Raw genomic sequence first — 13934 nt, 5'->3', positions numbered from 1 at the left:
GCCGGCCGGCGGAACGAAGAGGCAGGGGGCCTAGACGGCCTGGCCGAGCTCGACCCGCGGCTTCGGGACCCGCATGCGGCGGAAGGTCAGGCCACGCATCACGCCGTAGATCTGGAGCGAGCCCAGCCGCTGCGTGGTCTTGGGGAAGCGGGCCTTCACCAGCGACTTCACGCGGCGGGCGATGAGGACGCTGTCGATGATGACGCCGACGGCCAGCAGCAGCCAGAGCAGGTTGCTGGCCAGCTGCACGGCCGGGATCTGCACCGTGGTGCCGATCAGGACGATCAGCGCGCCGCCGAAGAAGTACGTGCCGACGGTGCGGCGGGCGTCGACGATGTCGCGGACCAGGGCGCGCTCGGGGCCGCGGTCGCGGGCCAGCAGGTAGCGCTCGTCGCCGGCCTTCATGCCGGCGGTGGCCTCGGCCCGCTCGGCGCGCTGGCGCTCGCGCATCTGCTTGACCTGCTCGCGGCGGTTCGCGGGGGCGGCGGCCTCCGCGCCGACGCGGCGGCCGGTGGTCACGCGCTTGGGCGTGACCTGCCCGAGCTCCTTCTTGCTGGGCGTGTATCCCTTCGGGCGCGGCGCGGTCGACGTCACCTCCTCCTGGACGACCTCGGGAGTGGCGGCGTCGGACTGCTTGCGGCGAAAGAGCGAGGGCACGGTAGGAGAGTAGCCAAGCGGCGCGGTGTGTTTCACACCGCGCCGCTGATAGTGCCGAAAACGAGGCTTACCGGCGCTCGACGTGGGCGCCGAGCGCGGCCAGCTTGCCCTCGAAGTCCTCGTAGCCGCGGTTGATCAGGTCGACGCCGTACACCCGGGAGGTGCCCTCGGCGGCCAGCGCCGCGATCAGGTGCGCGAAACCGGCCCGCAGGTCGGGGATGACCAGGTCGGCCGCGTGCAGCTTGGACGGGCCGGCGATCACCGCGGAGTGCTTGAAGTTGCGGCGGCCGAACCGGCACGGGGTGCCGCCCAGGCAGTCGCGGTAGACCTGGATGGTGGCGCCCATCTGGTTGAGCGCGTCGGTGTAGCCCAGCCGCTGCTCGTACACGGTCTCGTGCATGATCGACAGGCCGCGGGCCTGGGTGAGCGCGACCACGAGCGGCTGCTGCCAGTCGGTCATGAAGCCGGGGTGCACGTCGGTCTCGAGCGCGACCGCCTGCAGCTCGTGGCCGGGGTGCCAGAACTTGATGCCGCCCTCGACCCCGGTCACGCCGTCGCGGGCCACCCGGTCGTCGGTGATCCGGAACTCGCCGCCGATCGAGCGGAACACGTTGAGGAACGTCATCATGTCGGCCTGGCGGGCGCCGAGCACCTCGATCTCGCCCTTGGTGGCGAGCGCGGCCGCGGCCCAGCTGGCGGCCTCGATCCGGTCGGGGATCGGCTTGTGCTGGTAGCCGTGCAGGCGCGGCACGCCCTGGATCTCGATGACCCGGTCGGTGTGCACCGTGATGATCGCGCCCATCTTCTGCAGGACGCAGATCAGGTCGATGATCTCGGGCTCGATGGCCGCGTTGCGCAGCTCGGTGGTGCCCTCGGCGCGTACGGCGGTGAGCAGCACCTGCTCGGTGGCGCCCACACTCGGGTACGGCAGCTCCAGCTTGGCGCCCTTGAGGCCGTGCGGCGCGCTCAGGTGCATGCCCTCGGGTGTCTTGTCGACGACCGCGCCGAACTCGCGCAGCGCCTGGATGTGGAAGTCGATCGGGCGCGGGCCGATGTGGCAGCCGCCGAGGTCCGGGATGAACGCGTGCCCGAGGCGGTGCAGCAGCGGGCCGCAGAACAGGATCGGGATGCGGCTCGAGCCGGCGTGCACGTTGATCTCGTCGGTGCTGGCGCTCTCCACGTTGGTGGGGTCCATCACCAGCTCGCCGTCGTCGGCGCCGTCGCTGACCTTGACGCCGTGCAGCTCCAGCAGGCCGCGGACCACTTCCACGTCGCGGATGGCCGGAACGTCGTACAGGTGGCTCGGCGACTCGCCCAGCAGGGCGGCCACCATGGCCTTGGAAACCAGGTTCTTGGCGCCACGGACCCGGATCTGGCCCTGCAACGGCGTTCCGCCGTGCACGACCAAGACGTCGTCGGTCAACGTAACCTCCAGCCGGCGGGCGTCGACGCCCGAGATGATCGAGGGGGCAAGCCGGGCGGGGGTACCCGTTCTCGCAACCGGGGAAGCATAGCGCTGAGTGACAAGGACGCCAGTCACACAACGCCCAAGGCCCGACAGTTAAGACGGTAGAAAGATAAAGCCCCGCAGAACGGATCTTGCTGACTACCGTCGGTTACGGCAGCGCGAGCATCTGGTCGAGGGCGACCCGCGCGTTGTGCGCCGTCTCGTCGTCGACCGTGATCACGTTGGGCACCCGGCCGGCGACCAGCTCCTCCAGCGCCCACACCAGGTGGGGCAGGTCGATGCGGTTCATCGTGGAGCAGTAGCAGACCGTCCGGTCGAGGAACATGATCTGCTTGTCGGGGTGGGCGAGAGCCAGACGGCGTACGAGGTTGAGCTCCGTGCCGACCGCCCAGGCCGAGCCGGCCGGGGCCGCGTCGAGCGCCTTGATGATGTATTCGGTGGAGCCCACGTAGTCGGCCGCGCGGACGACCTCGTGCCGGCACTCGGGGTGCACCAGCACGTTCACCCCGGGCACCCGCTCGCGTACCTCGCGCACGCTGTCGATGGTGAACCGGCCGTGCACCGAGCAGTGCCCCCGCCACAGGATCATGCGGGCGTCGCGCAGCTGCTGGTCGGTCAGGCCGCCCTGCGGCTTGTGCGGGTCGTAGAGCACGCAGTCGTCGAGGTCGAAGCCCATCTCGAGCACCGCGGTGTTGCGGCCCAGGTGCTGATCGGGCAGGAAGAACACCTTGCTGCCCTGCTCGAACGCCCAGGTCAGCGCGCGCTTGGCATTGGACGACGTGCACACCACGCCCTTGTTGCCGCCGACGAAGCCCTTGATGTCGGCGGAGGAGTTCATGTACGTCACCGGGACGACGTCGCCGGCGATGCCCAGGTCCTCGAAGTGCTCCCACGCGGTCTGCACCTGGCCGAGCACGGCCATGTCGGCCATCGAGCAGCCGGCCGCCAGGTCGGGCAGGATCACGCGCTGGTCGGGCGTGGTCAGGATGTCGGCGCTCTCGGCCATGAAGTGCACGCCGCAGAACACGATGAACTCCGCGTCGGGGCGGGCCGCGGCCTGCTGGGCGAGCTTGAACGAGTCGCCGGTGACGTCGGCGAACTGGATGACCTCGTCGCGCTGGTAGTGGTGGCCCAGCACGAAGACGCGGTCGCCGAGCGCGGCCTTGGCCGCGGTCGCCCGGGCCACCAGGTCGGGGTCGCTGACGGCGGGCAGGTCGCCGGGGCAGTCCACGCCACGCTCGGAGGCAGGATCGCTGCCCCGGCCGAGCAGGAGCAGCGCGGTGGCGGTGTTCGAGGGTTCGGTCCAGGTCGACGTCACGAATGCATCGTCGCACAGCCCGGCGACGAGAATCCCTGCCGCGAACAGTGGGGTGCCACACTCTACGCGTGCGCGTATTGATCTGTCCGGACAAGTTCGCCGGCACGCTGTCCGCCCCCGAGGTCGCCGAGGCGGTCGTGGCCGGCTGGGGGCGTCCCGACGAGCTGATCCAGCGGCCGCTCTCCGACGGCGGGCCCGGCTTCATCGAGGTGCTCGCCGGGGCGCTGGGCGGCCGGCGCATCCCGGTGCCGACGGTCGACCCGCTCGGCCGGCCGGTCGACGGCGAGATCCTGCTGGACGGCACGACGGCGTACGTCGAGAGCGCGCACGCCTGCGGCCTGCACCTGCTCACCCCCGAGGAGCGCGATCCCGGCAGCGCCACCTCGTACGGGCTGGGGCTGCTGCTCACGGCGGCGGTCGAGGCCGGCGCGGCCGAGGTCGTCATCGGGCTGGGCGGCTCCGCGGTCAACGACGCCGGCGCGGGCATGCTGGCCGCGCTCGGCGCCCCGCCGGTCGACGTCGCCGGGTACGCCCTGCCGTACGGCGGCGCCTACCTCGACGCGGCCGCCGCGCTCGGGGGAGAGCCCCGGCTGCGCCAGGTGAGCCTGATCGCCGCGACCGACGTCGACAACCCGCTCACCGGCCTGCACGGCGCCAGCAGCGTCTTCGGCCCGCAGAAGGGTGCCGGCCGCGAGGACGTCCTCCGTCTCGACGCCGCCCTCGAGCAGTTCGCGGGCGTGCTCGAGAAGGCGTTCGGCGTCGAGGACCTGCAGCGCGCGCCGGGCGGGGGAGCGGCGGGCGGCATCGGCGCGGCGCTGATCGCGCTGGGCGGCCGCGTGGTGTCGGGGATCGGCCTGGTCAGCTCGGCGATCGGCCTGGAGCGGGAGCTGGACGCGGCCGATCTGGTGATCACCGGGGAGGGCTCCTTCGACCACCAGTCGCTGCGCGGCAAGGTCGTGGCGGGCATCGCCGGCGCCGCCCGCGACCGCGGTCTGCCCTGCGTCGTGCTGGCGGGCCGCAACGAGACCGGCTACCGCGAGGCCGCCGCCGCGGGCGTCACCGAGACGTACTCCCTGACCGAGCACTTCGGCAGCACCGAGATCGCCCTGGCCGAGCCCGCCCGCGGGCTGCGTGAGCTGGCCGCACGCCTCAGCGAGCAGTGGAGCCGGTGACGAAGGTGAACTGGGCCACCCCGATTGGGAATCATGGGGAATGGGGCTAGCGTTGGCCAGTACGGCAGATTGTCCGCACCTGCAGGGAGATACCCAGTGACCACTGAAGCGCACACCGAGTCGGCCGGAACGACCGCCCCGACCGGCGTCATCCTGACCGACGTCGCCGCCGTGAAGGTCAAGGCCCTGATCGAGCAGGAAGGCCGCGACGACCTGCGCCTGCGTATCGCCGTTCAGCCCGGTGGCTGCTCCGGCCTGCGCTACCAGCTCTTCTTCGACGAGCGCTCGCTCGACGGCGACGTCGTGGCGGACTTCGGCGGTGTCGAGGTCGTCGTCGACCGCATGTCGTCCCCCTACCTGGCCGGCGCCACGATCGACTTCGCCGACCGGATCGACGCGCAGGGCTTCACGATCGACAACCCGAACGCGCAGAACTCCTGCGCCTGCGGCGACTCGTTCCACTGAGTCCCGGGCAATACGCAAAGCAGGTCGCTCCGTTCACGGGGCGGCCTGCTTTTCTTCATGTGCCGGTAGGCTGCGTACGTAAGCCCCCCTGCTTTCCTAGAACCCTGAGGGCCTCATGAAGATCGCCGTGACCGGCTCGATCGCCACCGACCACCTGATGCACTTCCCGGGGCGGTTCGCCGACCAGCTCATCGCGGACCAGCTGCACAAGGTCTCGCTCTCGTTCCTGGTCGACGACCTGGTGGTCCGGCGCGGCGGAGTGGCCAGCAACATCTCGTTCGGGATGGGCAAGCTGGGCCTGCGCCCGATCCTGGTGGGCGCGGTCGGCGCCGACTTCGCCGACTACCGGTCCTGGCTCGAGCGGCACGGCGTCGACTGCGACTCGGTGCACGTCAGCGAGGTCGCGCACACTGCCCGCTTCGTCTGCACCACCGACGACGACCTCAACCAGATCGCCTCGTTCTACGCCGGGGCGATGTCCGAGGCCCGCAACATCGAGCTCGCCCCGGTCGACCGGCGCGCCGGCGGCCTCGACCTCGTGCTGATCAGCGCGAACGACCCGGCCGCCATGATCCGCCACTCGCAGGAGTGCCGGGCGCGCGGCTACAAGTTCGCGGCCGACCCGTCGCAGCAGCTCGCCCGCATGGACGGCAGCGACGTGCTCACGCTGATCAGCGGCGCGGAGTACCTGCTGACCAACGAGTACGAGCGCTCGCTGCTGGAGACCAAGGCCGGGCTCACCTCCGAGCAGGTGCTCGAGCAGGTGCAGATCCGGGTCACCACGCTCGGCCGGGACGGTGTCGAGATCACCGGACGCGGCATCGAGCGCATCCACGTGCCGGTGGCCCGCGACGTGCTCGCCGAGGACCCGACCGGCGTCGGCGACGGCTTCCGGGCCGGCTTCTTCTCGGCCGTGTCCTGGGGGCTCGGCCTCGAGCGGGCCGCCCAGGTCGGCTCGCTGGTGGCCGCGCTCGTGCTCGAGTCGGTCGGCCCGCAGGAGTACGACGTGCGCGCCGAGGACTTCGCCAAGCGCTTCGCCGACTCGTACGGCGAGGAGGCCGCCGCCGACATCAAGCCGTTCCTGCCCGCCTGACGTGGTCCTCGCCGTCTTCGCCGGGCTGCCCGGCGTGGGGAAGAGCACGCTCGCCGCGCGGGTGGCCACCGAGCTGCCCGCGTGCGTGCTGGCGGTCGACACGGTCGACTTCGCGCTGCGGCGCTACGAGGTGTCCGAGCCGAGGCCGGGTTTCGCCGCGTACGGGGCGGTGGCCGCGCTCGCCGAGGACCAGCTCGGCATCGGCCACCACGTGATCATCGACGCGGTGAGCCCGGTGCGGGCGGCCCGCCGGCTCTGGGTCGACGTGGCCGAGCGTGCCGGCGTGCCGCTGCGGGTCGTCGAGGTCGTCTGCGGCGACGACGCCGAGCACCGCCGCCGGGTCGAGAAGCGCTTCGCGTCGCGCGACCACGACGGCGTGCCCGACTGGGTGCGGGTGCTGGAGCGCCAGGCCGAGTACGAGCCCTACCTGGGCGCGCGCCTGATCGTCGACACGAGCCTGGCGAAGGACCCGGTCGGCCCGGTCGTCGAGTACCTCAAGCTCAGCTGAGCCGCCGCACCTCGTACGCGTCCCGGCCGGGGGAGCCCAGGAACTCCTGCTGCTTCATGCGGCACCAGGCCGGGATGTCGTTGGCCGCGGCCGGGTCGTCGGCGAGCACCCGTACGACGTCGCCGACCTCCACCGTGCCGATGGTCTGCGCCAGCTTGATCACCGGCAGCGGGCACTTCTGGCCCCGGCAGTCGAGCTCGATCACATTCCCGCCTCCCGCCGCAGGTCCGCCACGATCCCCGGCAGCACGGCCAGGAACCGCTCGACGTCCGCCTCGGTGGTGCCCCGGTGCAGCGAGACCCGGACGTTGCCGTGGCTGAGCACGCCCATCGCCTCGAGCACGTGGCTGGGCCGCAGCGTCGACGCCGTGCACGACGAGCCCGAGGAGACCGCGAAACCGGCCCGGTCCAGCGCGTGCAGCAGCGCCTCGCCGTCGACGTAGAGGCACGAGAACGTGACCAGGTGCGGCAGCCGCTGGTCCGGGTCGCCGACCACCTCGACGTCCGGCACCGTGGCCGGCACCCGCTCGCGGATGCGGTCGACGAGCGCGCTCAGGCGTACGCCCTCGGTCTGCGCCTCCTGCACCACGGCTCGCAGGCTCGCGGCCGCGGCGACCACCGCCGGCAGGTCGGCGCTCCCCGGCAGCTGCGGGCGATATACGTCATCTTGCGGGTACGGGGAGATCCAGCGCACCCCCTTGCGGACCACGAGCACGCCGACTCCCGGCGGGCCGCCCCACTTGTGCGCGCTCGCGCTCAGCAACGACCAGCCCGGCGGCACCGGAACCCGGCCCACCGACTGGGCGGCGTCCACGAACAGCGGCACGCCCGCCTCGCCGCAGTACTCCGCCGCGGCCGCCACCGGCTGCACCGTGCCCACCTCGTGGCTCGCGCTGATCAGCGAGGCCAGGGCCGCACCGGGCGCGGCGACCGCCCGCTCCCACGCGTCCAGGTCGAGCCGGCCCAGGCGGTCGACCTGCACCTCTACGGCCTTGCCTCGGGCGGCGGCGTGCAGCACCGCGGAGTGCTCGATGGCCGAGTGCACCAGCGTGTCGCCCCGCCGGGCGCGCCCGGCCATCGCCCCGAGCACGGCGGCCTGCGCGGCGGCCGTGCCGGAGGGCCAGAACGACACCTCGTCGGGGCGTACGCCCAGAACCTCGGCGACGACGGCGCGGGCCGCATCGGACAGTTGTTGCGCCCGCCGGCCCGCGGAGTAGAGGCGCGCCGGGTCGGCCCAGCCGTCGGCGAGCGCGGCCAGCAACGCCTCGCGGGCCACGGGATGCAGCGGAACGGCGGTCGCCGCGTCCAGGTATGCCGGATCGCCCGTGTATTCCACGCCAGGAACGGTATCGTCCGGTTGTTGAGGGGTATACGCGCACGGCCGAAGATCCGACCCCGGAACGGTGTGACAGGGCCTGGTCGAGTAGTGTGCGACCGACGGTGACGCCTGGCCACTCCTGTCCGTTTCGGGCGGTAGGCGGCGCTGCTAAGGAGGCAAAAGCAGGTGAGCGCAAAGGGTTCGGCCGCGCGGCCGCGAGCGGCAGTCCGGATCGCCGGGCTCGGTCTCAGCGGGTCGGCGTTGCTGATGCTGCTCTCGGGTTGTTCGCTGGAGGGCTTCGGCGACACCTTCGGCCACTTCGGATGGCCGGGCAAGGGCATCACGCTGCAGGCCCACCGCATGTACGACCTGTGGATCGCCTCGGTGATCGCCGCGCTCGTCGTCGGCTTCTTCGTGTGGGGCCTGATCTTCTGGTGTGTCATCCGGTACCGCAAGCGCGGCGACGAGCTGCCCGTGCAGACCCGGTTCAACATGCCGATGGAGGTGCTCTACACGGTCACCCCGGTGCTGATCGTGGCGGTGCTCTTCTACTACACGGCGATCGTGCAGACCGACGTGGACAAGCTCTCCAAGAACCCCGACCAGGTCGTCGAGGTCGTGGCGTTCAAGTGGAACTGGCAGTTCAACTACCGCGACGGCATGGGCGCCGAGGCCAACACGGTCGCCTCCACCGTCGGCTCGTCGGACGTCATCCCGATCCTGGTGCTCCCCACCGGTGAGAAGATCCGGTTCGAGGAGACCAGCCGCGACGTCATCCACTCGTTCTGGGTGCCCGAGATCCTCTTCAAGCGGGACGTGTTCCCCGGCGACGTGCGCAACACCTTCGAGATCACCCTCGACAAGGAGGGCCGCTACGTCGGCCGCTGCGCCGAGCTGTGCGGCACCTACCACGCCTTCATGAACTTCGAGCTGGTGGCGGTCTCGCCCGAGCGGTTCGACCAGTTCCTGCAGGCCAAGCAGAACGGCCAGACCACGCAGCAGGCGATGGCGGCGATCGGCTTCACCGGCGACAAGGCGTACGCGACGACCACCCAGCCGTTCAACACGCGGCGCCAGAAGAACAGCTGGAACCAGAACGGCGCGGTCGCCTCGGGCGCGGGCGCTGCGGCGACGGCCGGGAAGTAGGGGAACAAGTGCGCACCGAATACAAGATCTTCGCCGGCGTCGCCGCGTTCCTCTTCGGAGCGTCCATCGTCTACGGGTTCTACACCCGCGGCACCGGCACCCACGTCGAGTGGGTCGGCACGACCGCGCTGATCCTGTCCGGCCTGCTGTGCTCGATGTGCGGCGGCTTCTTCTGGTTCGTCGCCCGGCGCATCGACCTGCGCCCGGAGGACCGGGAGGACGGCGAGATCGCCGAGGGCGCCGGCGAGATCGGCTTCTTCAGCCCGGGCAGCTACTGGCCGTTCGGCATCGCGCTGTCGGCTGCGGTGGCGGGCCTCGGCCTGACGTTCTGGATGTGGTGGCTGGTGGCGCTCGGCCTGATCATGGTCATCCTGACCGCGTGCGGCATGCTCTTCGAGTACTACTCCGGCACCCGCCACCCCGCCGAGCATTAAGAGCTTTCGCAGAAGCCCCGCGTCCCGATGGGACGCGGGGCTTCTGTCTTTGTCAGGCCGCTCGGCGTTGCTGGGGAGGTATGCGGCGGCGGGTGTTCGCTGACGGAGTCAGCCAGAGGTGGGCGACGACGGGGGCGACGACCTCGGCGGCGCCGCAGCGGGCACCGAATACAAGATCTTCGCCGGCGTCGCCGCGTTCCTCTTCGGAGCGTCCATCGTCTACGGGTTCTACACCCGCGGCACCGGCACCCACGTCGAGTGGGTCGGCACGACCGCGCTGATCCTGTCCGGCCTGCTGTGCTCGATGTGCGGCGGCTTCTTCTGGTTCGTCGCCCGGCGCATCGACCTGCGCCCGGAGGACCGGGAGGACGGCGAGATCGCCGAGGGCGCCGGCGAGATCGGCTTCTTCAGCCCGGGCAGCTACTGGCCGTTCGGCATCGCGCTGTCGGCTGCGGTGGCGGGCCTCGGCCTGACGTTCTGGATGTGGTGGCTGGTGGCGCTCGGCCTGATCATGGTCATCCTGACCGCGTGCGGCATGCTCTTCGAGTACTACTCCGGCACCCGCCACCCCGCCGAGCATTAAGAGCTTTCGCAGAAGCCCCGCGTCCCGATGGGACGCGGGGCTTCTGTCTTTGTCAGGCCGCTCGGCGTTGCTGGGGAGGTATGCGGCGGCGGGTGTTCGCTGACGGAGTCAGCCAGAGGTGGGCGACGACGGGGGCGACGACCTCGGCGGCGCCGCAGCGGGCGCAGACCAGCTCCTCGACCGGACCGTCGGTGCTGGGCGGCACTTCGAACATCATGTCGCCGTCGCAGATGACACAGCGGGATTCGCGCTCGGACACGGGTGGCTCTCCTTCGCCGGAAGGTGGATTGACCCGGAACTGATTCCGACGCTGCCACGTAAATCCGGCATCAGGGAGCATTACCGGCGGCGTGTCCGCTGTGACTTAGCTTATTCGGCAGCCTTGGCCTTCTGCGCGGCCTCCACCCAGCGGGCCAGCTGAGCCGTCGCGGCCCCCGAGTCGATCGTCTCCTGGGCCCGGGCGATTCCGGCCCGCAGCGTGTCTCTCAGGTCGCCGGGGAAGCCTTCCCGAGCGGCCAGGGCGGCCGCCACGTTGACCACGACGGCGTCGCGGACCGGGCCGGGCTCGCCGGCGAACGTCCGGTGCGCCACGTCGGCGTTGAAGGCCGCGTCCCCGCCGCGCAGGGCGGCCGGCTCGCTGCGCGGCAACCCGAGCTCGACCGCGTCGATCACGTGCTCGGTGACCTCGCCGTCCTTGGCCTGCCAGAGGCGGGTGGGCGCGGCGGTGGTGAACTCGTCGAGGCCGTCCTCGCCGCGCATCACCAGCACCGAGTCGCCACGGCGGGCGAAGACGGCCGCCATCACGGGGGCCATCCGGGCGTCGAAGCAGCCGACCGCGGCCGCGGTGGGGCGGGCCGGGTTGGTCAGCGGGCCCAGCACGTTGAAGAACGTCGGCACGCCCAGCTCGCGCCGCGTGACGGCGGCGTGGCGCATGCCGGGGTGGTAGCGCGCGGCGAAGCAGAAGCCCATGCCGGCGCCGGTCACCGTGCTCACCACGCCCGCGGGGCCCAGGTCGAGCGGGATGCCGAAGTGCTCGAGCAGGTCGGCCGTGCCGGTGGTCGACGAGGCGGACCGGTTGCCGTGCTTGACGACCGTCACACCGGCGGCCGCCGTGATGATCGCCGCCATCGTGGAGATGTTGACCGTGTTGGCCCGGTCGCCGCCGGTGCCCACCACGTCGACCGCGCTGGTGCGCACCTGTTCGGGCAGCTCGACCAGCGTCGCGTTGGCCAGCATCGCCTCGACCAGGCCGGCCAGCTCGGCGGGGGTCTCGCCCTTGGCGCGCAGCGCGACCGCGAAGCCCGCGATCTGGGCCGGCGAAGCGTTGCCGGTCATGATCTCGCCCATGGCCCAGGCGGTGTCGGCGGTGCCGAGCTCCTCGCCGCGCAGCAGGGCGCTCGTCAGGTTCGGCCAGGTGCGTGCGCCCATGGCGCGACCTCCGCGGGTCTCGTCGTCGGGGAGGGTCAGCCCAGCTTGCCGAGCGTGCCCAGGGGGATGGCGCCGTTGCGGCGGGCGCGCAGCATCGCGGCGACGGTCTGGCCGGTGGTGACCGGGTCGAGCGGCGCGATCAGCGTCTGGTCGACCTGCGCGTAGGCGGCCAGCCAGCGGTCGGCGGGGCGGGCGAGCACCACGCAGACGGGCGGGGGAGTCGCGTACTCATCCTTGGTCTGCCGGGCGATGCCGATGCCGCCGGCCGGGGACGCCTCGCCGTCGAGCACCATCAGGTCGATCTCGTACTTGTCGAGCAGCAGCCGGCACTCCTCCCAGGTGGAGGCGTCGGCGAACTCGACCTTGAGGTCGGCGGCGGGCCGGACGCCGATCGCCAGCCGGATCCGGTCGCGCACAGCGGCGTCGTCGCTGTAGAGGAGGACCGTGTACTCGGTCGGTGCGTCGCTCATAAGAGTGTGCCTTTAGTCCGTTTTGGGGCGGTGGGCGGGGCGGTAGGATGGGTGCCTTTAGTCCGATTGAGGCGGTGGGCGGGGCGGTAGGACGGGCCCGGTTCACGTCGTAGGTGCCCGCCGATCGTAACGGACCCCTTTACGCGTTGTCCGACCCCGGTGCGGGGGTGTCGGCGGGGGCCCCATTTGTGATCTTGGCGGCATCGCGGGCCTGCTCCTCCGCCTCCTGCCGGTCCAGCGCACGGTCGATGCGGCGGGCCTCCCGCTCGGACTGGCGCACCCACTGCATCACCAGGATGCCCAGCATCGTGACGCTGACGATCTCGCCGCCGGCCCACAGGATGCCGCCCGCGGTGACCTGGTCCTGGGCGGGGTCCAGCCAGCTCAGCCCCAGGCTGTTGTAGTAGTCGCCGGCCAGCACCGTCTTGCTCTGCATGATGGTCAGCCCGAGCACGGTGTGGAACGGCACCGACAGCACCATCAGCAGCGCGCGGGCCGGGTAGGGCCAGCGGTTGGGCAACGGGTCCAGGCCCAGCAGCGGCCAGAAGAACAGGCAGCCGGTGACGATGAAGTGGATGTGCACGAACTCGTGCAGCCAGGAGTGCAGCAGCGTCTGCCGGTAGAGGTCGGTGAAGTACAGGACGAACGGGTTCGCCACGAACAGGCCGAACGCGACCAGCGGGAACGTGAGCACCCGCGCGACCCAGCTGTGCACGACGGCAAGCAGCGTCTTGCGGGGTGCGGCGGGCAGCGTGCGCAGGGCGAGCGTCACCGGCGCACCGAGCGCGAGGAAGATCGGGCCCACCATGGACAGCACCATGTGCTGCACCATGTGCACCGAGATCAGCGTGGTGTCGTACGCCTCGATGCCGGTGACGGTCACGGCCGCGATCGAGCCGAGTCCACCCACGACGAAGGCCACCGTGCGGCCCACGGGCCAGTGGTCGCCCCGCCGGCGCAGCCGGTGCACGCCGTAGCCGTACAGCGCCGCGGCGACCAGCAGGAACAGCGCGACCAGGCTGCCCAGGTGGATCTCGGTGAAGATCGCCGCCGGGCTGAACGGCGGAAGAACAGTATCCCCGCCCGCGGCGGCGAGCGGGGGCATTTCGGCTAGCTGCACCACTCGAGGCTAGGCCCATCCGGTCCGGACCGAGAATTCCGGGCTGCAACACGTGCCGGATTCCACCCCCCGCGGCACGTTGCGCTGATCGCGGGGCAATAATGAGCCTCGTGACAGCGGCCTCAGCCATCGACAAGAGCAGGATCCACTCCCTGACGCGCCCGAACATGGTCAGCGTCGGCACGATCGTGTGGCTCTCCAGCGAGCTCATGTTCTTCGCGGCGTTGTTCGCGATGTACTTCTCGATCCGCGCGGCGGACTACAGCATGTGGGAGGAACACACTCCCGAGCTGAAGCTGCCGTACGCGACGACGTTCACGGTGATCCTGGTGCTCTCCTCGGTCACCTGCCAGCTCGGCGTCTTCGCGGCGGAAAAGGGTGATGTGTTCGCGCTGCGGCGCTGGTTCACCATCACCTTCGTGATGGGCCTGATCTTCGTGCTGGGACAGGCGAACGAGTACCGCAACCTGGTGCACGAGGGCATCAAGCTCAACGGCGACGGGTACGGCTCGATGTTCTACCTGACGACCGGCTTCCACGGTCTGCACGTGACCGGCGGCCTGATCGCCTTCATCGTCTACATGATCCGTACGACGATGGGTAGGTTCACGCCTGCGCAGGCCACCTCGGCGATCGTCGTGTCGTACTACTGGCACTTCGTGGACATCGTGTGGATCGCGCTGTTCGCCATGATCTATTGGCTGCAGTAGAGCCCGCCCGTCCATGAGCAACAGGTCAAAAACGCAGAGGGATAC

General features: G+C 70.8%; 17 protein-coding genes. 8 read left to right on the top strand and 9 right to left on the bottom strand.

Annotated features, from left to right (window positions below):
• Window positions 1–30 precede the first annotated feature (30 nt).
• The 3 genes from ACSNN8_RS37005 to nadA form a co-directional block, all read right to left on the bottom strand.
• Window positions 31–657, bottom strand: coding sequence for a DUF3043 domain-containing protein (locus ACSNN8_RS37005; RefSeq protein WP_436654824.1), 627 nt, complete (start codon window positions 655–657; stop codon window positions 31–33).
• A gap of 67 nt (window positions 658–724) precedes the next feature.
• Window positions 725–2080 carry a UDP-N-acetylglucosamine 1-carboxyvinyltransferase gene (murA, locus tag ACSNN8_RS37000; protein ID WP_436654823.1) on the bottom strand — a complete coding sequence of 452 codons (1356 nt, stop codon included), beginning with the start codon at window positions 2078–2080 and terminating at the stop codon, window positions 725–727.
• A 193-nt stretch (window positions 2081–2273) separates the two neighbouring features.
• On the bottom strand, window positions 2274–3443 hold the full coding sequence (gene nadA, locus ACSNN8_RS36995; RefSeq protein WP_436654822.1) for a quinolinate synthase NadA: 1170 nt from the start codon (window positions 3441–3443) through the stop codon (window positions 2274–2276).
• 68 nt (window positions 3444–3511) lie between these two features.
• On the opposite strand from nadA, the gene ACSNN8_RS36990 reads away from it, so the two are divergent.
• The 4 genes from ACSNN8_RS36990 (at window position 3512) to ACSNN8_RS36975 (ending at window position 6681) form a co-directional block, all read left to right on the top strand.
• Complete coding sequence (locus tag ACSNN8_RS36990) at window positions 3512–4615, top strand: glycerate kinase family protein (protein WP_436654821.1); 1104 nt, start codon at window positions 3512–3514, stop codon at window positions 4613–4615.
• A gap of 96 nt (window positions 4616–4711) precedes the next feature.
• Window positions 4712–5080 carry an iron-sulfur cluster insertion protein ErpA gene (erpA, locus tag ACSNN8_RS36985; protein ID WP_436654820.1) on the top strand — a complete coding sequence of 123 codons (369 nt, stop codon included), beginning with the start codon at window positions 4712–4714 and terminating at the stop codon, window positions 5078–5080.
• A gap of 115 nt (window positions 5081–5195) precedes the next feature.
• The gene (locus ACSNN8_RS36980; RefSeq protein ID WP_436654819.1) at window positions 5196–6173 is read left to right on the top strand and encodes a carbohydrate kinase family protein; all 978 of its coding nucleotides are present in this window, start codon (window positions 5196–5198) and stop codon (window positions 6171–6173) included.
• Window position 6174: 1 nt separating this feature from the next.
• Window positions 6175–6681 carry an AAA family ATPase gene (locus tag ACSNN8_RS36975; protein WP_436654818.1) on the top strand — a complete coding sequence of 169 codons (507 nt, stop codon included), beginning with the start codon at window positions 6175–6177 and terminating at the stop codon, window positions 6679–6681.
• On the opposite strand, the gene ACSNN8_RS36970 is transcribed toward ACSNN8_RS36975, so the two are convergent.
• Both ACSNN8_RS36970 and ACSNN8_RS36965 read right to left on the bottom strand, forming a co-directional pair.
• Window positions 6674–6886: a sulfurtransferase TusA family protein gene (locus ACSNN8_RS36970; protein ID WP_436654817.1), complete on the bottom strand. Its 213-nt coding sequence runs from the start codon at window positions 6884–6886 to the stop codon at window positions 6674–6676. The genes ACSNN8_RS36975 and ACSNN8_RS36970 overlap by 8 nt on opposite strands.
• A complete protein-coding gene (locus ACSNN8_RS36965) occupies window positions 6883–8016 on the bottom strand; it encodes a cysteine desulfurase family protein (RefSeq protein WP_436654816.1) in 1134 nt (377 codons plus the stop codon). Before ACSNN8_RS36965 ends, ACSNN8_RS36970 begins: the two co-directional genes overlap by 4 nt.
• A 249-nt stretch (window positions 8017–8265) precedes the next feature.
• Here ACSNN8_RS36965 and ctaC point away from each other — a divergent pair, with 249 nt between their 5' ends.
• The 3 genes from ctaC to ACSNN8_RS36950 all read left to right on the top strand — a co-directional run bounded on the left by ctaC (window position 8266) and on the right by ACSNN8_RS36950 (window position 10161).
• Window positions 8266–9144 carry an aa3-type cytochrome oxidase subunit II gene (ctaC, locus tag ACSNN8_RS36960; RefSeq protein WP_436655571.1) on the top strand — a complete coding sequence of 293 codons (879 nt, stop codon included), beginning with the start codon at window positions 8266–8268 and terminating at the stop codon, window positions 9142–9144.
• 8 nt (window positions 9145–9152) lie between these two features.
• On the top strand, window positions 9153–9578 hold the full coding sequence (locus ACSNN8_RS36955) for a cytochrome c oxidase subunit 4 (protein WP_436654815.1): 426 nt from the start codon (window positions 9153–9155) through the stop codon (window positions 9576–9578).
• A gap of 118 nt (window positions 9579–9696) precedes the next feature.
• On the top strand, window positions 9697–10161 hold the full coding sequence (locus ACSNN8_RS36950) for a cytochrome c oxidase subunit 4 (protein ID WP_436654814.1): 465 nt from the start codon (window positions 9697–9699) through the stop codon (window positions 10159–10161).
• Between the two features lie 52 nt (window positions 10162–10213).
• Here ACSNN8_RS36950 and ACSNN8_RS36945 read toward each other — a convergent pair whose 3' ends face one another.
• The 4 genes from ACSNN8_RS36945 to ACSNN8_RS36930 all read right to left on the bottom strand — a co-directional run bounded on the left by ACSNN8_RS36945 (window position 10214) and on the right by ACSNN8_RS36930 (window position 13164).
• Window positions 10214–10420: a hypothetical protein gene (locus ACSNN8_RS36945; RefSeq protein ID WP_436654813.1), complete on the bottom strand. Its 207-nt coding sequence runs from the start codon at window positions 10418–10420 to the stop codon at window positions 10214–10216.
• Between the two features lie 110 nt (window positions 10421–10530).
• Entirely contained in the window at window positions 10531–11589 is a 1059-nt protein-coding gene (trpD, locus tag ACSNN8_RS36940) for an anthranilate phosphoribosyltransferase (RefSeq protein WP_436654812.1), read from the bottom strand.
• 35 nt (window positions 11590–11624) lie between these two features.
• The gene (locus ACSNN8_RS36935; RefSeq protein ID WP_436654811.1) at window positions 11625–12059 is read right to left on the bottom strand and encodes a hypothetical protein; all 435 of its coding nucleotides are present in this window, start codon (window positions 12057–12059) and stop codon (window positions 11625–11627) included.
• Between the two features lie 139 nt (window positions 12060–12198).
• On the bottom strand, window positions 12199–13164 hold the full coding sequence (locus ACSNN8_RS36930) for a cytochrome c oxidase assembly protein (RefSeq protein ID WP_436655569.1): 966 nt from the start codon (window positions 13162–13164) through the stop codon (window positions 12199–12201).
• 125 nt (window positions 13165–13289) lie between these two features.
• On the opposite strand from ACSNN8_RS36930, the gene ctaE reads away from it, so the two are divergent.
• The gene (gene ctaE / locus ACSNN8_RS36925) at window positions 13290–13889 is read left to right on the top strand and encodes an aa3-type cytochrome oxidase subunit III (RefSeq protein ID WP_436654810.1); all 600 of its coding nucleotides are present in this window, start codon (window positions 13290–13292) and stop codon (window positions 13887–13889) included.
• Window positions 13890–13934 lie beyond the last annotated feature (45 nt).

The organism is Actinoplanes sp. URMC 104, assembly GCF_051386375.1.
Classification (GTDB): Bacteria; Actinomycetota; Actinomycetes; order Mycobacteriales; family Micromonosporaceae; genus Actinoplanes.
This window is presented reverse-complemented; position numbering and strand designations above follow the sequence as displayed.